This window comes from Mesorhizobium sp. LCM 4576 (assembly GCF_001854815.1).
Lineage (GTDB): Bacteria > Pseudomonadota > Alphaproteobacteria > Rhizobiales > Rhizobiaceae > Mesorhizobium > Mesorhizobium plurifarium.
The window spans coordinates 41,964-64,357 of sequence record NZ_MDDT01000047.1 but is presented as its reverse complement, the minus strand read 5'-3'; the positions used below and the strand labels follow the sequence as shown (position 1 = coordinate 64,357).

At 63.8% G+C, this 22,394-nt stretch carries 21 protein-coding genes and 1 pseudogene; 13 read left to right on the top strand and 9 right to left on the bottom strand.

Annotated features, from left to right (window positions below; all coding sequences use genetic code 11):
• The first annotated feature begins 67 nt into the window (after positions 1-67).
• From LCM4576_RS24225 to LCM4576_RS24205, 5 genes are all read left to right on the top strand, one after another.
• On the top strand, positions 68-1,096 hold the full coding sequence (locus LCM4576_RS24225) for an amino acid ABC transporter substrate-binding protein (protein ID WP_040980862.1): 1,029 nt from the start codon (positions 68-70) through the stop codon (positions 1,094-1,096).
• Positions 1,097-1,158: 62 nt separating this feature from the next.
• Positions 1,159-2,346, top strand: coding sequence for an amino acid ABC transporter permease (locus tag LCM4576_RS24220; RefSeq protein WP_040980864.1), 1,188 nt, complete (start codon positions 1,159-1,161; stop codon positions 2,344-2,346).
• A gap of 4 nt (positions 2,347-2,350) precedes the next feature.
• Positions 2,351-3,508 (top strand): amino acid ABC transporter permease, encoded by a 1,158-nt coding sequence (locus LCM4576_RS24215; protein ID WP_071034997.1) that lies wholly within the window; start codon positions 2,351-2,353, stop codon positions 3,506-3,508.
• 67 nt (positions 3,509-3,575) lie between these two features.
• Positions 3,576-4,379 carry an amino acid ABC transporter ATP-binding protein gene (locus LCM4576_RS24210; protein WP_071034996.1) on the top strand — a complete coding sequence of 268 codons (804 nt, stop codon included), beginning with the start codon at positions 3,576-3,578 and terminating at the stop codon, positions 4,377-4,379.
• Between the two features lie 229 nt (positions 4,380-4,608).
• The gene (locus LCM4576_RS24205; RefSeq protein ID WP_407067398.1) at positions 4,609-5,250 is read left to right on the top strand and encodes a TIGR02117 family protein; all 642 of its coding nucleotides are present in this window, start codon (positions 4,609-4,611) and stop codon (positions 5,248-5,250) included.
• A 75-nt stretch (positions 5,251-5,325) separates the two neighbouring features.
• On the opposite strand, the gene LCM4576_RS24200 is transcribed toward LCM4576_RS24205, so the two are convergent.
• Both LCM4576_RS24200 and LCM4576_RS24195 read right to left on the bottom strand, forming a co-directional pair.
• Positions 5,326-6,561: an FAD-dependent monooxygenase gene (locus tag LCM4576_RS24200; RefSeq protein WP_071034994.1), complete on the bottom strand. Its 1,236-nt coding sequence runs from the start codon at positions 6,559-6,561 to the stop codon at positions 5,326-5,328.
• A gap of 16 nt (positions 6,562-6,577) precedes the next feature.
• Positions 6,578-6,823: a zinc-finger domain-containing protein gene (locus tag LCM4576_RS24195; RefSeq protein ID WP_027169907.1), complete on the bottom strand. Its 246-nt coding sequence runs from the start codon at positions 6,821-6,823 to the stop codon at positions 6,578-6,580.
• A gap of 253 nt (positions 6,824-7,076) precedes the next feature.
• On the opposite strand from LCM4576_RS24195, the gene LCM4576_RS24190 reads away from it, so the two are divergent.
• Both LCM4576_RS24190 and ppx read left to right on the top strand, forming a co-directional pair.
• Complete coding sequence (locus tag LCM4576_RS24190) at positions 7,077-9,272, top strand: RNA degradosome polyphosphate kinase (RefSeq protein WP_071034993.1); 2,196 nt, start codon at positions 7,077-7,079, stop codon at positions 9,270-9,272.
• Entirely contained in the window at positions 9,269-10,804 is a 1,536-nt protein-coding gene (gene ppx, locus LCM4576_RS24185; RefSeq protein ID WP_071034992.1) for an exopolyphosphatase, read from the top strand. Before LCM4576_RS24190 ends, ppx begins: the two co-directional genes overlap by 4 nt.
• A 27-nt stretch (positions 10,805-10,831) precedes the next feature.
• On the opposite strand, the gene LCM4576_RS24180 is transcribed toward ppx, so the two are convergent.
• From LCM4576_RS24180 to betI, 4 genes are all read right to left on the bottom strand, one after another.
• Positions 10,832-11,254: a DoxX family protein gene (locus tag LCM4576_RS24180; RefSeq protein WP_071034991.1), complete on the bottom strand. Its 423-nt coding sequence runs from the start codon at positions 11,252-11,254 to the stop codon at positions 10,832-10,834.
• Between the two features lie 122 nt (positions 11,255-11,376).
• Entirely contained in the window at positions 11,377-11,799 is a 423-nt protein-coding gene (locus LCM4576_RS24175) for a DoxX family protein (RefSeq protein ID WP_040980879.1), read from the bottom strand.
• Between the two features lie 405 nt (positions 11,800-12,204).
• On the bottom strand, positions 12,205-13,602 hold the full coding sequence (gene fumC, locus LCM4576_RS24170) for a class II fumarate hydratase (protein WP_071034990.1): 1,398 nt from the start codon (positions 13,600-13,602) through the stop codon (positions 12,205-12,207).
• Positions 13,603-13,867: 265 nt separating this feature from the next.
• The gene (gene betI / locus LCM4576_RS24165) at positions 13,868-14,518 is read right to left on the bottom strand and encodes a choline-responsive transcriptional repressor BetI (RefSeq protein ID WP_116390103.1); all 651 of its coding nucleotides are present in this window, start codon (positions 14,516-14,518) and stop codon (positions 13,868-13,870) included.
• A gap of 81 nt (positions 14,519-14,599) precedes the next feature.
• Between betI and choX the strand changes: the two genes are divergently transcribed.
• On the top strand, positions 14,600-15,538 hold the full coding sequence (gene choX, locus LCM4576_RS24160) for a choline ABC transporter substrate-binding protein (protein WP_071034988.1): 939 nt from the start codon (positions 14,600-14,602) through the stop codon (positions 15,536-15,538).
• Complete coding sequence (locus LCM4576_RS24155; RefSeq protein ID WP_244508372.1) at positions 15,535-16,371, top strand: alpha/beta fold hydrolase; 837 nt, start codon at positions 15,535-15,537, stop codon at positions 16,369-16,371. The genes choX and LCM4576_RS24155 overlap by 4 nt, the downstream gene beginning before the upstream one ends.
• Here LCM4576_RS24155 and LCM4576_RS24150 read toward each other — a convergent pair whose 3' ends face one another.
• The gene (locus tag LCM4576_RS24150) at positions 16,372-17,130 is read right to left on the bottom strand and encodes an NIPSNAP family protein (protein ID WP_071034987.1); all 759 of its coding nucleotides are present in this window, start codon (positions 17,128-17,130) and stop codon (positions 16,372-16,374) included. It lies immediately after the preceding gene.
• Between the two features lie 116 nt (positions 17,131-17,246).
• Here LCM4576_RS24150 and LCM4576_RS24145 point away from each other — a divergent pair, with 116 nt between their 5' ends.
• A complete protein-coding gene (locus LCM4576_RS24145; RefSeq protein ID WP_116397997.1) occupies positions 17,247-17,909 on the top strand; it encodes a TetR/AcrR family transcriptional regulator in 663 nt (220 codons plus the stop codon).
• Positions 17,910-17,932: 23 nt separating this feature from the next.
• Here LCM4576_RS24145 and LCM4576_RS24140 read toward each other — a convergent pair whose 3' ends face one another.
• Positions 17,933-18,520, bottom strand: a complete 588-nt coding sequence (locus LCM4576_RS24140) for a hypothetical protein (protein ID WP_041012476.1) — start codon at positions 18,518-18,520, stop codon at positions 17,933-17,935.
• A 140-nt stretch (positions 18,521-18,660) separates the two neighbouring features.
• Between LCM4576_RS24140 and LCM4576_RS24135 the strand changes: the two genes are divergently transcribed.
• Complete coding sequence (locus LCM4576_RS24135; protein WP_083361501.1) at positions 18,661-19,791, top strand: metallophosphoesterase; 1,131 nt, start codon at positions 18,661-18,663, stop codon at positions 19,789-19,791.
• Between the two features lie 51 nt (positions 19,792-19,842).
• Here LCM4576_RS24135 and LCM4576_RS24130 read toward each other — a convergent pair whose 3' ends face one another.
• Positions 19,843-20,022 (bottom strand): CsbD family protein, encoded by a 180-nt coding sequence (locus LCM4576_RS24130; RefSeq protein WP_083361500.1) that lies wholly within the window; start codon positions 20,020-20,022, stop codon positions 19,843-19,845.
• Between the two features lie 216 nt (positions 20,023-20,238).
• Between LCM4576_RS24130 and LCM4576_RS37660 the strand changes: the two are divergent.
• Both LCM4576_RS37660 and LCM4576_RS35130 read left to right on the top strand, forming a co-directional pair.
• Positions 20,239-21,606 (top strand): annotated as a pseudogene (locus LCM4576_RS37660) (patatin-like phospholipase family protein); the annotation flags it as partial.
• 54 nt (positions 21,607-21,660) lie between these two features.
• Positions 21,661-22,320 carry a glutathione S-transferase family protein gene (locus LCM4576_RS35130; RefSeq protein ID WP_071072820.1) on the top strand — a complete coding sequence of 220 codons (660 nt, stop codon included), beginning with the start codon at positions 21,661-21,663 and terminating at the stop codon, positions 22,318-22,320.
• Positions 22,321-22,394 lie beyond the last annotated feature (74 nt).

Sequence of the window (22,394 nt, the reverse complement as noted above, 5' to 3'; positions counted from 1 at the left end):
AACGAAAAAAGATCAAGCGTCGCCTGGCAGCAGGGGCGTCTGTAACAGAAAAAAGGGTCTGTGGGTCATGAAACACATTGCAATCGGCATCCTAGGCGCCGCCGCGCTAGGGTTCATGGCGTCCGCCGCTTCGGCCGGCACGCTCGACACCGTCAAGCAGAAGGGCTTCATCCAGTGCGGCGTTTCGACCGGCCTCGCCGGCTTCTCGGCGCCGGACGACAAGGGCGAGTGGAAGGGCATCGACGCCGACTTCTGCCGCGCCGTCGCGGCCGCCGTCTTCGGTGATGCCTCCAAGGTCAAGTTCACGCCGCTCAGCGCCAAGGAGCGTTTCACCGCGCTTCAGTCGGGCGAGATCGACATCCTGTCGCGCAACACCACCTGGACCAGCAACCGCGACAGCGCGCTCGGCCTCGATTTCGTCGGCGTCACCTACTATGACGGCCAGGGCTTCATGATCAACGCCAAGAAGCTGCCGGGCGTGAACTCCGCGCTGCAGCTTTCGGGCGCCGCCGTCTGCGTGCAGAGCGGCACCACGACCGAGCTCAACCTTGCCGACTACTTCAAGAAGAACAAGATGGAATACAACCCCGTCGTGTTCGAGAAGCTGGAAGAGGTCAACGCCGCCTATGACGCAGGCCGCTGCGATGCTTACACCACCGACCAGTCCGGCCTTTACGGTATCCGCCTGACACTGTCCTCGCCGGCCGATCACGTCGTGCTGCCCGAGATCATCTCCAAGGAGCCGCTCGGCCCGGCCGTGCGCCAGGGCGACGACCAGTGGGCGCATATCGCGCGCTGGACCTATTTTGCGCTGCTCAACGCCGAAGAAGCCGGCATCACCCAGGCGAATGTCGACGAGATGAAGACGTCGACCGACCCGAACATCCAGCGTATCCTCGGCACAGAGCCTGACGGCAAGTATGGCGCCGATCTCGGCCTCTCCAACGACTGGGTCGTCAATATCGTCAAGGCCGTCGGAAACTACGGTGAAATGTTCGAGCGCAATGTCGGCTCGGGCAGCCCGCTCAAGATCGCGCGCGGCATCAACGCGCTGTGGACCAAGGGCGGCCTGCAATACGGTCCGCCGATCCGCTGATTGAAACGTGATCCGGGAGGCAGGTCACCTGCCTCCCGGTTTCTCTTTCCAGGGGACGGTCCATGGCTTCGCAGGAAATCCTTCGCGAGGGGTCGAGCCGCGGCTCCTTCATCAATGACCCGAGAATACGCGGCCTGTTCTTCCAGACGCTGGTTGTGATTCTGCTGTTTGGTTCGATCTGGTGGATCGTTCACAATGTGATCGAAAACCTCCAGCGCCTGCACATCGCGTCAGGCTTCGGTTTCCTGAAAAGCAGGGCCGGTTTCGACATTTCCGACACGCCGATCGCCTACACGTCCGATTCGACCTATTTCCGCGCGCTGGTCGTCGGTTTGCTCAACACGATCATCGTTGCCGTCGCAGGCATCGTGCTTGCCACTATCGTGGGCTTCACCATCGGCATCGGCCGCCTGTCAAACAACTGGCTGATCCGCAAGATCTGCACGGTCTATGTCGAGATCTTCCGCAACATTCCGCCGCTGCTGGTCATCTTCTTCTGGTATTCCGGCGTGCTCGCAGTGCTGCCGCCACCGCGCGAGAGCATCCATCTGCCCCTCGGCTCCTTCCTCAACCAGCGTGGTTTCTATCTGCCGCGCGCCGTCTGGGGAGATGGCTCCTGGCTGATCGGCGTCGCATTGCTGCTCGCCATCGCGATGACCTGGTTCGTCGCCCACAGGGCGCGACAGCGGCAGCGGGCGACCGGCCAGCAATTCCCGGTGTTCTGGACCTCCGTTGCGCTTATTGTCGGCCTGCCGGTGCTCGCCTTTCTGCTTGCCGGCATGCCGCTCACCTTCGATTTCCCAAAGCAGTCGACCTTCAACCTGACCGGCGGCTTCTGGATCAAGCCGGAGTTCCTGTCGCTGCTGCTGGCGTTGTCCTTCTACACGGCGGCCTTCATCGCCGAGATCGTGCGCGCCGGCATCAGGGGCGTCAGCAAGGGCCAGAGTGAAGCAGCGGCCGCGCTCGGCCTGCGTTCCGGCCCGATCTTGCGGCTGGTGGTCATCCCGCAGGCGATGCGCATCGTCATCCCGCCGCTCACCAGCCAGTATCTCAACCTGACCAAGAACTCCTCGCTGGCGATCGCCATCGGTTATCCCGATCTCACCGCCACCGCCGGCACCGTGCTGAACCAGACCGGGCAGGCGGTCGAGGGCGTGTTCATCATGATGATCGCTTATCTGGTGCTCAGTCTCGTGACGTCCTTTGTCATGAACATTGTCAACGCCAGAATGGCGCTGGTGGAGAGGTAGGGCCATGCAGGAACATGATATGTCCTGGGTGCGCGCCGAGATGGCGCTTGCGCAGCCGGCCCCGCCTACCGAACGCGGCGCCTATGCCTGGGTGCGTAAGAACCTGATCGGGTCGGTCGGCGACACCATCCTGACGGTGTTGGGCATCGCCATCGTGCTCTGGGTCTTGCCGCAAATCATCAACTGGGCCTTCATCAACGCCGTTTGGACCGGCCCGGACCGCACGGTATGCACGACCGCTTCGCAGGGCGGCATCCAACCCGACGGTTGGACCGGCGCCTGCTGGGCTTTCGTCAACGCCAAGTTCGGCCAGTTCATGTTCGGCACCTATCCCATCGAGGAGCGTTGGCGGCCGATCCTTGTCGCCATCCTGTTCGTGGCGCTGCTGGTGCCGATGCTGATCCCGCGCGTGCCGCGCAAGGGGTTGAACGCGATCCTGCTCTTCGTGGCGCTGCCCATCGTCGCCTTCTTCCTGCTGGTCGGCGGCATGTTCGGCCTGCCGCATGTCGAAACCCCGCGCTGGGGCGGGTTGCTGGTCACGCTCAGCCTGTCTTTYGTCGGCATTGCCGTGTCGCTGCCTTTGGGCATCGTGCTGGCGCTCGGTCGGCGTTCGAAGATGCCGATCATCAAATGGCTGTGCGTCGTCTTCATCGAGACGGTGCGCGGCATTCCGCTGATCACGGTGCTGTTCTTCGCCAGCGTCATGCTGCCGCTGTTCCTGCCTGCGGGCGTCACCTTCGACAAATACCTGCGGGCGCTGATCGGCGTGTCGCTGTTTGCCGCCGCCTATATGGCCGAAGTGGTGCGCGGCGGCCTGCAGGCGATCCCCAAGGGCCAGTATGAAGGCGCCGACTCGCTCGGCCTTGGCTACTGGCAGAAGATGGGCCTGATCGTGCTGCCGCAGGCGCTCAAGCTGGTCATCCCAGGCATCGTCAACACCTTCATCGGCATGCTCAAGGACACCAGTCTGGTCCTGATCATCTCGATGTTCGACCTGCTCGGCGTGGTGAAGCAGAACTTCRCCGACCCGAACTGGGCAACGCCCCAGACCCCGAAGTCCGGCCTGATCTTTGCCGCCTTCGTTTTCTGGCTGTTGTGCTTCGGCATGTCGCGCTATTCAATGTACACCGAACGCCGGCTCGATACCGGCTACAAACGCTGATGCGTGTCCCAAAACTGTGGAGCGGTTTTGGGGCATGTATCAAGAACAACGATAAGGGGAATTGGCCATGGCCACCGAAAACGCCGTCAGCGCGGAAGACCTCAAGGTCAACGCCGGAAAGATGCATGTCTCAACCACCGATGTCGCCATCGACATCGTCGGCATGCACAAATGGTACGGCGAGTTCCATGTGCTGAAGGATATCAACCTCAAGGTGATGCGCGGCGAGCGTATCKTCATCTGCGGCCCGTCCGGCTCCGGCAAATCGACCATGATCCGCTGCATCAACCGGCTGGAGGAGCACCAGAAGGGCAAGATCATCGTCGACGGCAAGGAACTCACCAACGATCTGAAGAAGATCGACGAAGTGCGCCGCGAGGTCGGCATGGTGTTTCAGCACTTCAACCTGTTCCCGCACCTCACCATCCTGGAGAACTGCACGCTGGCGCCGATCTGGGTGCGCAAGATGCCGAAGAAGCAGGCCGAGGAAATTGCCATGCATTTCCTCAAGCGCGTCAAGATTCCGGAACAGGCCAATAAATATCCTGGACAGCTATCCGGCGGCCAGCAGCAGCGCGTGGCGATCGCCCGTTCGCTCTGCATGAATCCGCGCATCATGCTGTTCGACGAACCGACCTCGGCGCTCGATCCCGAAATGATCAAGGAAGTGCTGGAGACGATGGTTGGCCTTGCCGAGGAAGGCATGACCATGCTGTGCGTCACCCATGAGATGGGCTTTGCCCGCAAGGTTGCCAACAGGGTGATCTTCATKGATCAGGGCCAGATCGTCGAGCAGAACACGCCGGCCGAGTTCTTCGATCATCCGCGCCACGAGCGCACGAAGCTGTTCCTGTCGCAGATCCTGCACTGAGGCGGCGCCTCCGCTCCGTCATTCTAGGGCGGAGCAAGGAGCGAAGTGACGCGGCGCAGACCCTGGAATCCATGCCGTGACGCTAAGGCGTTGCGACGGTTCAGAATTCTGCCCCGCCGCGCTTGGGTCGAGGTCACGGCACGGATCCTCGGGTCAAGCCCGAGGATGACGAAGTCATGAGGCGACCGGCTTACCCTCCCTGATGCGGAAATTCCTGCGATATCTGGCAATGCTCGTAGGAGCCGTGTTTCTTGCCGCCGCGCTCGGCACGGTGGTGCCGCGCCCGCTCTGGCCCGCGGCAATGGCCGAAGGCGAGGGGACACGGCACATCCTTGTGCTGAAGAATCCGATCCACACCGACATCGCCGTGCCCCTCGATGACGACGTGCGCCGGCGCTTCGCCTTCTTGGCCTCGGCCGGCCTGCCCGTCGATGCGCCGGAGGCGCGCTATATCGTCCTCGGCTGGGGCGGGCGCGCCTTCTATCTGGAGACTCCGACATGGTCGCAGCTGAAGGCCGAGCCGGTGTTGAAGGCGCTGACCGTCGACGCCTCGGTCATGCATGTCGATGTCGCCGGCGCGATCAAGGAGCCGCACCCGGATGTTGCAGGTTTCGACATCGACGAGGCGCACTTTGCAGCTCTGCTCGACTACATCGCCGCGAGCTTCCAGCAGGGGCCGAATGGACCGATGGTGGTCGAGAACGCAGGCTATTCAACCTATGACCGCTTCTACGAAGCTAACGRCCATTTCAACGCGCTGGTTGGCTGCAACACCTGGACGGYGGCGGGACTGCGCGTGGCCGGCATCCGCACGGGATGGTGGAACCCGCTGCCGGTGTCGCTGTGGTGGTCGATGGGATTGTATGACTGAGGCTGATGGGAACCTGCAAACGCTACGCTCCGTCACACCGCCGACCTATCTGGTCAGTCGTTCGTCGACGATACCCTATCGCCGCACAACCTTCCGCTCTTCCCATCCGTAGAGCCAGTCCAGGTCTGCCGCGAGCTTCTCCGCTGGCCGCGTCGCCAGCACCAGGTTGCGGGCGATCGCCACCGGCCCCCAGGCGTGCCAGGCCAGCCGGTTGAGCGCGCCGCGTTTCAGCACTCTTTCGACGCGCGGTCGCCTGAGGTTTTCCCAGACGGTGAGRCTCTGAGTTGGATCGCCGGGGAAGTCGGCGATCAGATTGGCCAACATCGACGCGTCCTCGATCCCCATGGCCGCGCCCTGCGCCGCGAAAGGCGTCATCGCATGYGCTGCGTCGCCGATCAGCGCGATGCCTTGCGGGGCCGTCCAGCGCTGTTGCTGGACGGTGTGCATTGGAAACGCTGTCCACGGCCCTGCCAGCGCGACGAGCCTTGCGAGCATCGCTGCGGTGTCATGCACGGCCTTGGACAGGATGGCCGGGTCTGCATGACCCGACCAGCCTTCGGCGATGCGTTCGCCCTTGGTGAAGGCGGCGAGGTTGACGGCGCGGCCTTTGCTCACCGGATAGGCGACCATATGGAAGCCGGGATGCAGGAAGGTGGTGACGCAGTCCGCCGAGCCGATCTCGGCGAAAGTCTGCCCAGCGGCGCTTTCGGCCGCCACCGTGGCCCGCCAGGCCAGTCGGCCCGAGAAACGGCTTTTCATGAAAGCCGCTTGCCTGCCTGCAAGCTCTGCGCGAACCGAGGACCATACGCCGTCCGCTCCGACCAGCAGGCCGCCCGCGACATCCGTCGCTTTGCCGTCGGTCTCGACCGTCGCGCTTATGCCTTGCGGGTCGACGGCGATGCCCGTCACCCGCGCGCCGGTGACAAGCTCGATGTCGGGCCGTTCCGCCACTGCCTCCATCAGCGCCGCCTGAAGGTCGGCGCGGTGCGCCACGAGATAAGGCGCGCCCCAGCGCTGCTCGGCTGCCTGTCCGAGCGGCACGCGCGCCAGCTCGCGCAGGCTTCTCGCATCCTTCAGCACCACCGCTTGCGGCCGGATCGCCTCGGGCAGCAGGCGCTCGAGCACGCCGAGCCGGCGCAGGATGCGGGTCGCGTTGGGGGAAAGCTGGAGGCCGGCGCCGGCCGCTTCGAGTTGCCTGGCCTGCTCGAACAGTCTTACCGGGAAGCCGCGCTCGGCGAAGGCAAGTGCTGCCGTCAGCCCGGCGATGCCAGCCCCGACGATGACGATCTGCCGGGACCGCGTTTCAGTCATGGTCGAAAGGGGGCGATCAGGCGGCCTGGTCGACATAGAGGCAGCCGGCCGGCTGCGTTTCCGTCGCTTTCAGCGATGGCGAATAGCGATAGAGCGTCGAGCAGTAGGGGCAGACCTTCTCATTGTCGTCGCCCATGTCGAGGAACACATGCGGATGGTCGAAAGGCGGGTTGGCGCCGGTGCACATGAATTCCTTGACGCCGATCTCGATGACCGGATGGCCCGCGTCGTTTTGGAAATGGGGAATGCTGCCGCCTGCCATCGTCGTCTCCAATTGGGTTCGGCCAGTGGGTGTGACCAGCCTGCATCTGGAGCATAACAGCCCAGTTTGCAAGATCGATGAAATCAAACTGTCGCAAAAGCCTGTCAGAGGATAAGTTGAGCCGGTTAAGCGCATGAGGCCGGGCGTCGGAGCGATTCCGTGACGATCATGCGTCACAAAGACATGCTAGAGCGTCGCCGAACGGCAATATGCGGCGCTCCCCAGGGACGGTTGCGGGCAAGAGCGGGAAACCATGAACGAACTGAAGCCGGTGCAGAGCGAGTTCATCACCGTCGAGGCGGCCAGCCCGGACGGCGGCAATCCCGACCGTTTCGTCAACCGCGAATTCTCCTGGCTGCAATTCAACCGCCGCGTGCTGGAAGAATCGCTGAACCAGCATCATCCGCTGCTCGAACGCGTCCGTTTCCTGTCGATCTCGGCCGCCAATCTCGATGAATTCTTCATGGTGCGCGTCGCCGGCCTTGCCGGCCAGGTGCGCGAGGGCATCGCGCTGAAGAGCCCGGACGGCCGCACGCCCGAGCAGCAGCTCGAGCAATTGCTGCGCGAGGTCGAGCGCCTGCAGGAAGACCAGCAGAAGAGCCTCTCGGCGCTGATGACCCTGCTCAACAAGGAAGGCATCGAAAGCATCACCCGCGACGCGCTCACCAAGGACGAGAAGGCCTGGCTGGAAGAGCATTTCCAGGAGCAGGTCTTCCCGGTGCTGACGCCGCTGTCGATCGATCCGGCGCATCCGTTCCCGTTCATCCCCAATCTAGGCTTCTCGATCGCGCTGCAACTGCGCCACCGCAAGAACGGCGAGGAGATGAGCGCGCTCTTGCGCCTGCCGGTGGCGCTCAGGCGCTTCATCCGCTTGCCCGACCGCAAGCACCATGTGCGGTTCATTCCGCTGGAGGAGGCGGTCGGCATCTATATCGGCAAGCTTTTCCCAGGCTACGAGGTCAAGGGCTCCGGCACGTTCCGTATCATCCGCGACAGCGATATCGAGGTCGAGGAAGAGTCGGAAGATCTCGTGCGCCTGTTCGAGACGGCGCTGAAGCGGCGCCGGCGAGGTTCGGTGATCCGCATCGAATTCGACACGCTGATGCCGGCCGAGCTGCGCGATTTCGTCGCCGGCGAACTCGGCGTCTCGTCGAGCCGCATCAGCGTGCTCACCGGCCCGCTTGCGCTCAACCAGATTTCCGAAATCGTCGCCATTCCGCGCGACGATCTGAAATTCACGCCCTACAATCCACGCTTCYCCGAGCGCATCCGCGAGCATGGCGGCGACTGCCTTGCCGCCATCCGCGAGAAGGACATCATCGTCCACCACCCCTATGAATCCTTTGACGTGGTGGTGCAGTTCCTGCGCCAGGCGGCGGCGGATTCGGAAGTGGTGGCGATCAAGCAGACGCTCTATCGCACCTCCAACGACAGCCCGATCGTGCGCGCCCTGATCGACGCCGCCGAGACCGGCAAGTCGGTGACGGCGCTCGTCGAGCTCAAGGCGCGCTTCGACGAGGAGGCCAACATCCGCTGGGCGCGCGACCTCGAACGCGCCGGCGTGCAGGTCGTGTTCGGCTTCCTCGAATTGAAGACGCACGCCAAGATGTCGCTGGTGGTGCGCCGCGAGGATGGCAAGCTGCGCAATTACGTGCACCTCGGCACCGGCAACTACCACCCGGTCACCGCCCGCATCTACACCGATCTGTCCTTCTTCACCACCGATCCCGCGATCGCGCGCGATGTCGCGCAAATCTTCAACTTCATCACCGGTTATGCCGAACCGGCCGAGGAGATGCGGCTTGCCGTGTCGCCTTTCACGCTGCGCAAGCGCATCCTCAAGCACATCGCCGAGGAAATCGTCCACGCGCGCGAAGGCCGGCCGGCGCGCATCTGGATGAAGATGAATGCGCTGGTCGATCCGATYGTCATCGATGCGCTTTACGACGCCAGCCGCGCAGGCGTCGAGATTGACCTCGTCGTGCGCGGCATCTGCTGCCTGAGGCCGCAGGTGCCGGGCCTTTCCGAGAACATAAGGGTCAAATCGATCGTCGGCCGTTTCCTCGAGCACAGCCGCATCTTCTGCTTCGGCAACGGCCACGGCCTGCCGTCGGACGAGGCGATCGTCTACATCTCGTCCGCCGACATGATGCCGCGCAATCTCGACCGCCGCGTCGAGACCCTGGTGCCGATCACCAATCCAACTGTGCATGAACAGGTGCTTGGTCAGATCATGCTGGGCAATGTCATGGACAACCAGCAAAGTTTCGACGTATTGGCTGACGGCACCTCCCGGCGCGTTGTGCTGGAAGAGGGTGAGGAACCGTTCAACGCGCAGGAATATTTCATGACCAATCCGAGCCTCTCCGGACGGGGCGACGCGCTGAAATCGCATGCGCCMAAGCGCATCGCCCAGTTCAAGCGCCGCAAGAAGAACGGCGCCGCGTGATCGCAGTTTCCCAGGGCCGGCTTCAGGACCGGCGACCGCTGTCGATCATCGATATCGGATCGAACTCGATCCGCCTTGTCGTCTATGAGGGGCTGGCGCGCTCGCCCACGCTTCTGTTCAACGAGAAGATGCTGGCCGGCCTCGGCCGCGGCATCGTTTCGACGGGCAAGCTCGACCCCGAGGCGGTGACGCGCTCGATGGAGGAATTCCGCCGGTTCCGCGCGCTGTCGGATCAAGCGGGCGCGGAGCACATCTATGTTCTGGCCACCGCCGCGGCGCGCGAGGCCGGCAACGGCCCCGATTTCATCCATCGCGCCGAGGATGTGCTGAAGACCGAGATCCGCGTGCTCACTGGCCGCCAGGAGGCTTATTATTCGGCACTCGGYGTCATTTCCGGCTTCCATCCGGCAAACGRCATCGCCGGCGACCTTGGCGGCGGCAGCCTTGAGCTGATCGACATCAATCGCGAGGCGATCGGCGACGGCATCACGCTGCCGCTCGGCGGTCTGCGCCTGCAGGACATGRCGAAGAACTCGCTGGYGCAGGCCCAGAAGATCGCGCGCCAGGAACTGGCGCGGGCAAAGCTGCTCAAGGGCGGGCAGGGCAGGGTCTTCTATGCCGTCGGCGGCACCTGGCGAAACCTCGCCAGGCTGCATATGGAGATGACCAACTATCCGCTCGGCGTCATGCATCACTACGAGATTTCGGCCGACAGCGCGCAGGCGTTCCTGAAGCAGGTGGCCAAGGGCGAGGTCGAGAAGGTGCGCGGCATCGAGGGCGTCTCCAAGAACCGCCGTTCGCTTCTGCCCTATGGCGCGGTGGTGCTCCAGGAGATCATGGCGGCGATGCAGCCCTCGAAGATCGTCGTTTCGGCGCAGGGCGTGCGCGAGGGCTTCCTCTATTCGCTGCTCGACGCCGAGGAGCAGAAAGCCGACCCGCTGATCTCGGCCGCCGAGGAACTGGCGCTGTWGCGCTCGCGCTCGGTACACCATGCGCACGATCTGGTCGAATGGACCGGAACGGCGTTCAAGGCCTTCGGCATCGACGAGACAGAGGACGAGGCGCGCTATCGCCATGCCGCCTGCCTGCTCGCCGATATCGGCTGGCGCGCGCACCCGGAATACCGTGGCAGGCAGTCGCTCAATATCATCGCGCATGCCTCCTTCATCGGCGTCGATCACCCCGGCCGCGCCTATCTGGCCCTGGCCAACGCCTATCGCCATGACGGCATCTTCAACGACGGCATCGCGCCGGAGATCAAGGCGCTGGCGCCGCCGCGTCTGCTCGAGCGCGCCCGCGTGCTGGCGGCGATGATGCGTGTGGTCTATCTCCTCACCGCTGCAATGCCGGGCGTCATGCCGAGGCTGAAATGGGAAAGCCGCGGCAACGGTGCGCTGGCGCTGGTGCTGCCTGCCTCGCTCGCCGACCTCTATGGCGAGCGGCCTGGGGGCCGGCTGGCGCAGCTCGCGCGCATCACCAACCGCCGCCTGGTGCTGGCGGTGGAGGGCGGACCAAGTGTCTCGGTAAAATAGGCGTTTCGGCGAAATAGGGCCGGCGCTTCAAGTCACCTCGGCGCCGATCCCGAAGCCACGCCCGTCAGCCGACCATGCGCCGGCGCCGGCCATGGCGAGCGCCAGGAAGCCGCCGGCAATGGCGATATCCTTCATCAGCATCTGCTGGTGCAGGAAGGCAAGCGTGGCGTCGTCGCCGCCCTGGCCATAATGGCCGATGAAACCCGCAACCACACAGAAAGCGGCAAGCAGCAGCGCCACGATCCGCGTCTGGAAACCGACGAGGATCAACAGCCCGGCAATCAGCTCGAACAGCCCTGTGCCCCAGGCTGCCAAAGCCGGCAGCGGCAGGCCGAGGCCGGCGAAATAGTTGATCGTGCCGCCGATATTGGTAAGCGCCTGGAAGCCCGATGGCACGAAGAGCGCGGCAAGAAGGAGCCGCGAGACCAGAAGCAACGCGTTGCGAAACATGGCCACCTCCCTTGCCGGCGCCCGGTCGGCATGACGCCGGCTGCCGGTGCAGTCTACGCCTGCAACGAAAAAGCGGCGCGAAAAATTCCGCGCCGCTTGCGTTCAGGGCTGGGAGGGAAGACTTAGGCGCGCTTGGCGTCGATCGAATAGGAGCCGGCGCCGGACGAGGCGAGCAGGATGAAGCCGCCGGTGATGGCGAGGTTCTTGAGGAACTGGATCATCTGCATCTGATCGGCCCAGCCGGTGTGCGCGACCAGCCCGGTGGCGATCGTGAAGATGGCCAGCACCCAGGCGGCGATGCGGGTCTGGAAGCCGAGGAGGATGGCAAGGCCGCCGAGCAGTTCGATCAGGCCGACGACGACGGCGGTTACGGTCGGCACCGGCAGGCCGAGAGCCCCGAAATAACCGGCGGTGCCGGAAATGGCGGTGAGCTTGCCGAAGCCGGAAAGCAGGAAGATGACGGCAAGCAGAATGCGGCCGAGCAGGATCGTGGTGGAGTTGTTGGATGCTGCGCCGTTGCCGGCGACGGAAGAGTTGATGGACATGGCGGTTCTCCGAACGGGGTTGAATGGCCCGTTAGATAAACGATGGAGACTGTTCACAAAAAGCCGCCTATGCGGCAACACATTGTTCACAGGACGTATGTTTTCGGGATTCGCGGGCAGGCGCGAAAATCATGTCGGTAGATGAGGTGAAGGAGGTAAATTGTACTGCCGCAAAATCCCGATCGCTTCTTCATCCACGGGCGGAGCAAGGAGCGAAGCGACGCGGCGCAGACCCGAGGATCCATGCCGTGACGTCAAAACAGCCGCTGCGGTGCAGGTTTTTGCTCCGTCGTGCTCCACGCCCGAAGTAACGGCATGGATTCCAGGGTCTCGGCGACGGAGCTTCGCTCCTGCTTCGCCCTGGAATGACGATCTCGCGAGGKTCTTGCCCTGCGTCGGGTCCTTTTACCCCGGATGCGTCATGTCCTCCGGGCGCACCAGGCGGTCGTAATCGGCTTCGCTGACCAGCCCGGTGGCGAGCGCTTCCTCGCGCAAGGTCGTGCCGTTCTTGTGCGCGGTCTTGGYGATTTTGGCGGCGTTGTCGTAGCCGATGGTCGGCGCCAGCGCCGTCACCAGCATCAGCGAGCGCTCGAGCGCGGCCTTGATGTTGTCTTCCCGCGCCTCGATGCCCACCACGCAATTGTCGGTGAAGGACACGGAAGCGTCGGCCAGCAACTGCACCGACTGCAGGAAGTTGTAGGCCATCAGCGGGTTGTAGACATTGAGCTCGAAATGGCCTTGGCTGCCGGCGAAGGTGAGCGCRGCATTGTTGCCGAACACCTGCACGCAGACCTGCGTCAGCGCCTCGCACTGGGTAGGATTGACCTTGCCGGGCATGATCGAGGAGCCGGGCTCGTTTTCCGGCAGCGACAGCTCGCCGAGGCCGGAGCGCGGGCCTGAGYCGAGCAGGCGGATGTCGTTGGCGATCTTGAAGAGGGCCGCGGCCGCGGCGTTGATCGCGCCATGCGAGAACACCATGGAGTCGTGTGCGGCGAGCGCCTCGAACTTGTTCGGCGCGGTGACGAAGGCGATGCCGGTGATCGAAGCGATGCGATCCGCCACCTTTTCCGCGAAGCCGACCGGCGCATTGAGGCCGGTGCCGACGGCGGTGCCGCCCTGCGCCAGCTCCTGCAAACCGGGCAGCGYCTGCTCGATACGCTTGATCGACGAGGCGACCTGCGCGGCATAGCCGGAAAATTCCTGGCMGAGCGTCAGCGGGGTGGCGTCCTGCGTGTGCGTGCGGCCGATCTTGATGATGTGGTTGAACGCGCGGGCCTTGGCGTCGAGCGCCTTGTGCAGATGATGCAGGGCCGGGATCAGATGGTTGACGACCCGCTCGGCGCAGGCGATGTGCATGGCCGTCGGATAGGTGTCGTTGGACGACTGGCTCATATTGACGTGGTCGTTCGGGTGCACCGGCTTCTTCGAGCCCATGATGCCGCCGAGCATCTCGATCGCCCGGTTGGAGATCACCTCATTGGCGTTCATGTTGGACTGCGTGCCCGAGCCCGTCTGCCACACCACCAGCGGGAAGTGATCGTTAAGCTTGCCGTCGATGACTTCCTGCGCGGCGTCCACGATCGCCTTTCCGATGGCGGGATCGAGCCGCTTCATCTCCATGTTCACTTCGGCAGCGGCGCGCTTGACTATGCCGAGCGCACGCACGATCGAAGCCGGCTGCTTCTCCCAGCCGATCTTGAAATTGCCCAGCGAACGCTGTGCCTGCGCGCCCCAATAGCGGTCGGCCGCCACTTCGATCGGGCCGAACGTATCGGTTTCTGTTCTGGTCTTCTCAGCGCTCACGGCAACTCTCCGATCTGTCGATTTGGGCAAGGGCGTATCGCGTTGCACAAACGGCATCAAGYGGAGATTGCGGGCAGGAAAGATGCAAATCGGTTGAAGAGAAGGCTCACCCCAGCGGCGGCCCGACAATGTCGATGCCGTTCTCGGCGCACAGTCTCGTCAGCCTCTCAAAGCTTGGGTTCAAGGACTGAGACAGCCTATTGAGCGGTCAATCTCACCCCGCCTAGCCGCCATCCACCCGGCGGGCTATCGCTCGATATGATCTTTATCCCGCCGAGGCCAGCCCGACGGGAGCGGGATGGCGTAGCGCCAGCCGCCCCGCGACGAAGTCCTTGACCTGACGCACCGCCTGCTCGCGCGTGACGCTGCCCGGCTGCAGGCCGAGCCTGAGCCACAGCCCGTCGATCAAAGCGGTGACGCCAAGCACGATCTCGTCGGCCAGTTCGGGCGAAGCGAGGCCGCGCAGGCCGGACAAGAGGTTCGAGCGCATGCGCGCGTGGATCACCTTCTGGATGCGCGCCAGCTTCTCGTCGCGCGGCACCTCGGCGCAGAGCGACAGCCAGGCATGGCAGAGTGGCGGCAGGAACAGGTGCTCCTCGAAATTGCCCTCGATCACGGCATCCAGCCGCTCCATCGGCGTGCGCGCCCGCTGCAGCCTGGCGACCACGGCGTGACAGAGCACGGCGTTGGCTTCGCGCATGGCGTGCTCGAACAGCTCCTGCTTGTTGCGGAAATAATGCAGCACGATGCCCTTCGAGGCRCCGGCCTGGGCCGCGACCTTTTCCAGCGTCGCGCCGGCGATGCCTTCGCGCTCCAGAACGGCGAACGCCGCCTGCCGCAACTCCTTGCGGCGTATGTCGCTGAGGCGCGTGAGTTTCAACGGACCGATCCATGCATGGCGAATCCATGTTGACATTTTCGTCCGATCAGATCAACGATTGACCAGTGGGACAATAAATCGACCAAAAGGTCAATTTCGACGATGAGGAGAACCGGAATGTTGCGCATGCTTGCGAATGGCGTCTGTCTCGCGGCCCTGATCATGGCTTCCCAGGCGGCCCGGGCCGCCGAGGCCGAAAGCTGTAAAGCGGTCCGCATGGCCGAGCCAGGCTGGAACGATCTCGCCTTCACCACCGGCGTGRCCAAGGTGTTGCTCCAGGCGCTCGGCTACGAGCCGCAGAGCGAGGTGCTCGGCATCAACGTCATCTACGAAGGGATGAAGAACAAAGACCTCGATCTGTTCCTCGGCTACTGGGACCCGGCGATGGTCACTTACTATGAGCCCTACAAGAAGGACGGCTCGATCGAGAATGTGAGGGTCAATCTGGTCGGCGCCAAATACACCTTCGCCGTGCCGACCTATGTCTGGGAGGCCGGAGTCAAGGATCTTTCCGACCTGCATAAGTTTGCCGACAAGTTCGGCAAGAAGATGTACGGCATCGAGCCYGGCTCCAACCAGCTGATGATGGACGCCATTGCCGATCCGCAGTTCCAGCTCGATGGCTGGYAGGTTGTCGAGTCGAGCGAGGCGGGCATGCTCTCGGAGGTCGGCTACGAGATCAAGGAGAAGCAGTTCATCATCTTCCAGGGCTGGGCGCCGCATCCGATGAACACGATGTACGACTTCAAGTACCTGACCGGCGGCGACAAGTTCTTCGGTCCGAATTTCGGCGCCGCCACCGTGACGACGCAGGTGCGCAAGGGTTTTCTGCAGGAATGCCCGAACGTGGCGCAATTCCTGAAGAACCTCGCCTTCGACATCGACATGGAAAATGTCGGCATGGGCTACCTCATCAATGACGGCATGAAGCCGGAGGACGGGGCGTTGAAGTCGATCACCTTGCACAAGGACCGCCTCGATACGTGGCTCGCCGGCGTCACCACCTTCGACGGCAAGCCCGGYCTTGCAGCGGTCAAGCAAAAGCTCGGACTGTGAGGCCGGCAGCTTTTGAGCTGGCGGATCAGGAGGCCGAGCAGGACGCCTGGGCCGGCCACAAGCGAAGCGTCGACGTCGGCGGTCTCGACCTTGCCTATGTCGAGGTCGCCGGCTCGGAGCCGCCGCTGCTCCTGGTTCATGGCTTCACCGACACCAGCCGCAGTTTCTCGCTGCTGACCCCGCATCTTCCGGGGCGCTGGCTGATCATGCCGGACCTGCGCGGCCACGGTGGCTCGCCAGCGGGCCAGGGTTTTGCTGTCGCCAGTTTCGCCGACGACATTGCTGGGCTGATCCGGCGCCTGCGACTAGACCGGCCGGTCGTTGTCGGGCATTCGCTGGGTGGCATGGTCTCGATCGCGCTGGCCGCCCGGTATCCAGAGCTGATCGGCGGGTTGGTGATCCTGGCCAGCACACTGAAGCCCGATTTCGGATCGGATCACCCGTTGATCGATGGCGTCACGGCTCTGCGGGATCCGATCTCGCCGTCCGATCCGTTCTATGACTGGTGGCATGCCTGCCAGCCGGTCGTGCCGCGGGCTTTTCTGGCAGGTCTGGCGAAGGACGCTTCGGCGATTCCCACAGCGCGCTGGCGCGCCATTCTCGAGGAAGTCCGCAGCACCGATCTGACCGCCGCGGCGCGGACCGTGCAGGTCCCGACGCTGATCATCGCCGGCGGGCGCGACCCGCTTTTCGGCCCCGCGCACCAGCAGTCGATGGCGGAGGCGATCGCCGGGTCGCGTCTGGTGTGGGCGCAGGATTGCGGCCATAACCCGCATTGGGAAGACCCGGCCTTTGTCGCCAACGCAACAGCGGGCATGTTTCCGGCCGCGTGACTACCGCAACAGCGACCGGCTCGTCGGTATCAGGCGCAACGTCTCGACCGGCTTTGTGGAAACAGCCGTCATGGTTTCGTGGGCCGCCTGCCATGCCGGCGAAGCGGCGAGGGCGGCTTGATGGCCGGCATGGACATCGACATCATCGAAACCGGTGACGATGACAAAGACATTTTCCGCGGCACGCACCGGCAGCCGCGGAAACGTGTTTTCGGCATGCTCGCTGATGAAGGCGCCGAGCAGCCGGGCGCCGTTTGCCGCAAGCAGCGGAGCCGCCTCCGCCCGGAAGCGCTCGGCAAAGCCAGCCTCGATGCCTGGCTGCAAATGATGAATCGAAATCTCAACAAAGCCTGACAAGCGGCTCTCATCGTTCGTAGTTTCAGCCTCGGTATCTGTCGGCCGAAGCAACCCCGAGAGGTTGAACGCCGCACCCGGCCAGGCCGGCTTCAGCAGCAGCACGTCGTCGGAATCGATCATCGTCGCATTGGCGGCATCGCGATGCGCGGCCCAGACTGGCCTGCAATAGAAAGCRCTCAGCGCGTCCTTCCTTGCCTCCATGTCCTCGAAGCCGCGCAGCCAGACGAACATGTCGGGACGGTCGAGGTCGCGGAACTGGCCGATGACGGTCATGCCCGTCGCTTCCTGCGTCTCGACGAACTCGCGGTCGAACAGYGCGATCAGCGTTTCGCGCTGCCCCGGCTTCAGCGCGTATTGCCGCAGGTCCACGACAGGCGAGGCAAGGCGGAAAGGCCGGTTCATGGTCGGAATCTCAAAACAGGGTGATCGTCCTGTTTTATAAACAGACCGGTTGTCCTGTTTTGTCAATCTGATATTTTCTTTTCCTTCTCCCACAACGCGAGAAGGGAAGGTCGCATATGGCTCGCAAAAAGCGCACCAACGATCCGGAAGGCATGCGCCGGCGAGTCCTCGACGTGGCGGAAGACGCCTTCCAGGCGCGCGGCTATCACGCCTCGAGCCTCGGCGATCTGATGGCGGCGGCCGGCGTCACGGGCGGCGCGCTGCACCACCATTTCCCGACCAAGAAGGCGCTGGCGCTGGCGGTGATCGAGGAACGGGTGGCGGCCGCGGTCCGGGAAACCTGGATCGACCCGGTGCTGGCRGCGCCGTCGRYCCGCCAAGGGGTGCGGGCCGTGTTCGAGGCGGTGGCCGCGGAGCTCGAACAGCAGGGCTATGTGCGCGGCTGCCCGCTCAACAACCTCGCGCATGAACTGTCGCTGGCCGACGATGAATTTCGCCTGGCGCTGGCCATGATCCTTGCCGATTGGCGCCAGGCGATCGCCGACAAGATCCGGGCCGACCAGCTGGGCGACGGGGAGGGTGGGACCGATCCGGAGCGTTTTGCGGCGCTCACCGTCGCTACCTATTCCGGCGCCATGTCGATGGCCAAGACATCCCAGGACGCCCGGGTGTTGCGGGAGTGCTTGYAGGGGTTGGAAAGTTTCGAGCTCTTGCCATCGCAGGGCGGATTGACGGCAAAGCACCGTCGTCGTGTGTTGCCACGGCCGAAAATCGGATAGTGCCTGCAGTCGACAATTACGCCTTACTCCTTCAGCGGCTTGATCGTCTCGAACCCCACCTCGCTCTGCGCGCTCGTTCCTTCGTCATAGCGCCGCGCCAGCACCGCCTGCAGGTCCGGCGAATACAGCGCGGTGAAGCTGTCGATGACCGCACCGGAATCCCCGGTGATCGTTTCGCCGACCACGAGCACATTGTATTTGCAGTCACCGAGCTTGTAGCTGTCCTTGCCCTTGACGGCCAAGGCCAAGGTCTCGGTGCCCTTCGGCGCCTTTTTCGAAGACAGGCGCACGAATTCGGTCTTGCTCTTGGCGCCGGCCTTCAGCGGGAACAGCTTCTTCAAGTCGCCGAGCGGGATCATCGACAGCCGCCCAGTGTCGCTGTCGCGGAACACTTCGATCAACCCGGCATAGAGATACTGCGTCTGCGGTGAATCCGATTCGTACTTGTTGGCGACCGCGATCATGCCGCCGGGCGCCGGCCGGAACTCGCTGCGGATACCGGGCTTTTCGAGCACGAAGCCGGCTTTCGCGGATTTGCCGTCGACGCAGTCGGCAGCCTGCGCGGTGCCGGCGAGCATGGCGAGCGTCATGCCGATTGTGAGGATTTTCATGCCTTCCTCCCCTGGATGCATGTTCCAAAGCAATGACAGACCACCGCTGTGCTGTCGACCAGGAGTCATTCACGATTGCACCGCGCGCGAAACGTCTTCACGGTGGACGAGCCGGCTCGAGGATGTTTAATCGAGTGACGATGAATCGCTCTTCGCCAGCACTCGTTTCGCGCCGCACCTTCATCGCCCGGATGGGAGGTCTCGCTGCCACCTGCGCCTTGCCTCGCGCGGCCGTCGGCCAGACCGGCAAGCGCATCCAGCCGATCGACGCCACCTTCCTCTTCATCGCCGATATCCATGCTTGCCGCATGGCGAGCGGGCTCAGCCCCAACTGCCGGCAGGAAGGCAAGACCGATGCAGCGCTTTTGCGCAATGTCGCGGCGCTAAACGCGATTGCAGACAAAAGGTGGCCGGCCGAGATCAACGGCGTCTCCACCGGCCTGCATTCGGCCGGCACCCGTATCGGCACGCCGCTCGGCCTCGTCACCGGCGGCGACATCACCGACRATGGCGGCGGCCAGGTCACCGAGCCCAGCGAAGGCACGCAGCTTCTGCAGTTCTCGCAGCGCTACCAGGAGGGCGTCGGGCCGGATCGCGTCCACATCCCGGTCTATGTCGGGCTCGGCAATCACGATCTCGACCAGAACGGCTCGCCGCCGCATGTCGACTGGTATCGCCGCGAATTGCGCGACTATGTCGAGGTCAATCATCGCCCAGGCGTGTTTTTCAAGCCGCCGGTGCCCGCAACCGAATATGATGTCGACACCGACTGCTATTCCTGGGACTGGGGCGGCCTGCATCTTATCCAGACGCACCGCTTCGCCGGGGACACCGGCCACGGCRTGCCGAGCAGCCTGCCCTGGCTGAAGCAGGACCTCGCCACCTATGCCGGCGACGGCCGTCCGGTCGTGCTGTTCCAGCATTATGGCTGGGACAGTTTCTCGACCGAGCGTTGGGACCCGGTGAAACGCACCTTTGACGACGATGGCACGGGCCGCCCGCATTGGTGGGGCGAGGCCGACCGYCAGGCGCTGCTGGCCGCGATCAGGGGTTACAACGTCATTGCCGTCTTCCACGGCCACCAGCATGAAGTGCCGATGATCTACCAGCGCGACGGGCTCGATATTCTCAAGCCGAAGGCGGCCTATATGGGCGGCTTCGCGCTGGCCAGGGTGACGGCCGACAACATGGATGTGGTGCTAGGCGAAGCAACTGGCGATCACGGCGAGATCGTCTTCACCAACGCCTTGGCCAAGCAATTCCAGACATGAAAAGGCCGCCCCACGGCGGCCTCCAAAGCCTTGTCGTCAACGGCTAAGAGATCAGAAAGTCTTCTTGACCTTGTCCTTCACGTCGCCATRGGCCTTCTGCACCTTGCCGGCGATCTTGTCGGCAACGCCTTCGACCTCTGTCCGCCGGTTGCCGGTGGCCTTGCCAGCCGCCTGCTTGACCGAACCCTTCATTTGCTTGGCAATGCCGGCGACCTGATCCCTGTTCACCATACGCGCATCTCCTGGGGTCTCGATGGGAGTTGGATGCGAGAACCGCATCCGGGTCTCATAACGTGCCGGAGCGGTTCAGGTTCCCGACCATGGCGACGTCTTTGTACCGGTGGTTGCATCGGGCAATACAATCCGGTTAGGTTCGCGGCGGCTGCGGGAGAGGCAGCCCTGGGGGAACCGGGTTTGCGTCTTCGTGTGGCTTTTGTYGCTATCCTGATGGCCCTGGCCGGCTGCGTTGCCGACGATGTCGGGCCGATCAATGTGCTGACCACGCAAGTCGGCCACCCGTCGCCCACCTACATCCCCGATCCCGCCGATGACGGCTCGACCGTCGTCGGGCTGGCCTTTTCCGGCGGGGGCACCCGCGCCGCGGCCTTTTCCTATGGCGTCTTGYGCGCGCTGGACGATATCGTCGTTGACCAGCAGCCGCGCCGGCGCACATTGGTCGACAACATCAGGATGATTTCCGGCGCCTCGGGCGGCGCGGTCGCTGCCGCTTATTTCGGTTATCGCGGCAGGGAAGGCTATGGCGATTTTCGCGAACGCTTTCTCATCCAGGACGCCGAGGCCGACCTCAGGACATCGCTGTCGCCGGTCAATTTCATCCGCGCCTATTATGGCGGCGTCAACGACCGCAGCGGTTTCGCCAGATGGCTGAACGACCATCTGTTCGACGGCGCCACATTCAAGGCCTTCCATCGGCCGAAGGGGCCGATCGTCTGGATCAATGCCTCCGACATCTACAATCGCACGCCGTTCCTCTTCACCTACGACACCTTCGCCGCATTGTGCAGCGACCTCGACAAGGTGCGGATTGCCGATGCGGTCGCGGCGTCGGCCGCCGTGCCGATCGTCTTCGCGCCGATCGTGGTCTCGGCGACCAGTCCCCATTGCGGTTACCGCAGGCCGCAATGGCTGAGCCTTGCGCTCGCGGATCGCAATGCCTCGCTGCGGCTCAAGGCCTATGCCAGCGCATTGGATTCCTACCAGAACGCCGACCCGCTCGACTATGTGAAGCTGCTCGATGGCGGCCTGACCGACAATATCGGCGTCACCGGCTTCACGCTCGAGCGCTCCRCCGCGGGCACGCCTTACGGGCCGCTGTCGCCCTCAGCGGCGGTGCGTCTGAACACGCTGATCTTCGTTGTCGCCGATGCCGGGAGCGACAGCGACGTGAGCTGGGCGAAGTCCCTGCACGGGCCAAAGGCTGYCGAACTCCTCGATGCGGTGACCAGCACCACGCTCGCCGCCTCGGTGCGCGACGAGTTCGATGCGCTGAAACTCGCCGTCTCGCAATGGAAGGGTGAGCTGGTGCGCTATCGTTGCGGGCTGCCGGCTTCCACCGTTTCCGCCTATCGCGGATCGGCGGCCGGCTGGAACTGCCGTGATGTCCGCCTTGTGGTCCAGCACCTGTCCTTCGCCGATGTCGATCCGGCGATGCAAGCGAAGCTCAACGAAATTCCGACCAGGCTGCGGCTGTCTGTCGATCAGGTGGACCTGACGATCGAGGCCGGCCGCAAGGCGATCGAGGTCAACCCCGACATAAAGGCGGCGGTCGCCGCGATCCAGGYCCGCGCTGGCGTCAGGCCATCGGCGATAACGACGGCCGAAGCGGATTGWCATCATCGGGAGACGGTCTTGGCGGAGTTCACCCTCTACATCGGCAACAAGTGCTTTTCCTCCTGGTCGCTCCGGCCATGGGTGGCGATGAAGCACCTGGATATCCCTTTCGAGGAAGGGTTCGTGCGGCTGCGCACGCCGGAAACGGCGGCCAACCTTGCCAAGGTGTCGCCGACCGGGCTGGTGCCGGTGCTGATTCATAACGGCAGGATCGTCTGGGAAACCCTCGCAATCCTTGAATATCTGGCCGATCTCTACCCCGAGAAAAAGCTCTGGCCGGAGGACCTCGGCGCCCGTCAGTTGGCGCGTTCGGTGGCGACCGAGATGCACTCCGGCTTCCGTGAGGTTCGCTACGGCTGGCCGATGAATCTGCGCCGGCCGAAATCGCACAAGCCGCTCGATGCCGAGGGCGAGGCGCAGCGGGCGAGGATCGAGGCGATCTGGCGCCAGTGCCGCGAGCAATATGGCGAGGGCGGTCCCTTCCTGTTCGGCCATTTCACCGCGGCCGATGCCATGTATGCGCCGGTCGTCACGCGCTTCGACACTTATGGCGGCGAGCTGGCGCCCGTCACCCGCGCCTATGTCGATGCGGTGTTGGCGACACCAGCGATGCGTTGCTGGTACGCCGAAGCGGCGAAGGAACCGTGGCCCGAGCCGGGGCCACACGAACAGGATTGAGCGCRGGACGGCTCCCAAATCGCGTCAACTGGTCCGATGGCGGGCTTCACGCTTCGGCCGCGCGGCCTATGTGA

What these genes read in the sequence shown, in the direction of transcription:
- LCM4576_RS24225 (WP_040980862.1), top strand. Translation starts at nt 68, where the DNA reads ATGAAACACATTGCAATCGGCATCCTAGGCGCCGCCGCGCTAGGGTTC.
- LCM4576_RS24220 (WP_040980864.1), top strand. Translation starts at nt 1,159, where the DNA reads ATGGCTTCGCAGGAAATCCTTCGCGAGGGGTCGAGCCGCGGCTCCTTC.
- LCM4576_RS24195 (WP_027169907.1), bottom strand. Translation starts at nt 6,823, where the DNA reads ATGGCAGGCGGCAGCATTCCCCATTTCCAAAACGACGCGGGCCATCCG.
- LCM4576_RS24180 (WP_071034991.1), bottom strand. Translation starts at nt 11,254, where the DNA reads ATGTTTCGCAACGCGTTGCTTCTGGTCTCGCGGCTCCTTCTTGCCGCG.
- LCM4576_RS24175 (WP_040980879.1), bottom strand. Translation starts at nt 11,799, where the DNA reads ATGTCCATCAACTCTTCCGTCGCCGGCAACGGCGCAGCATCCAACAAC.
- LCM4576_RS24140 (WP_041012476.1), bottom strand. Translation starts at nt 18,520, where the DNA reads ATGAAAATCCTCACAATCGGCATGACGCTCGCCATGCTCGCCGGCACC.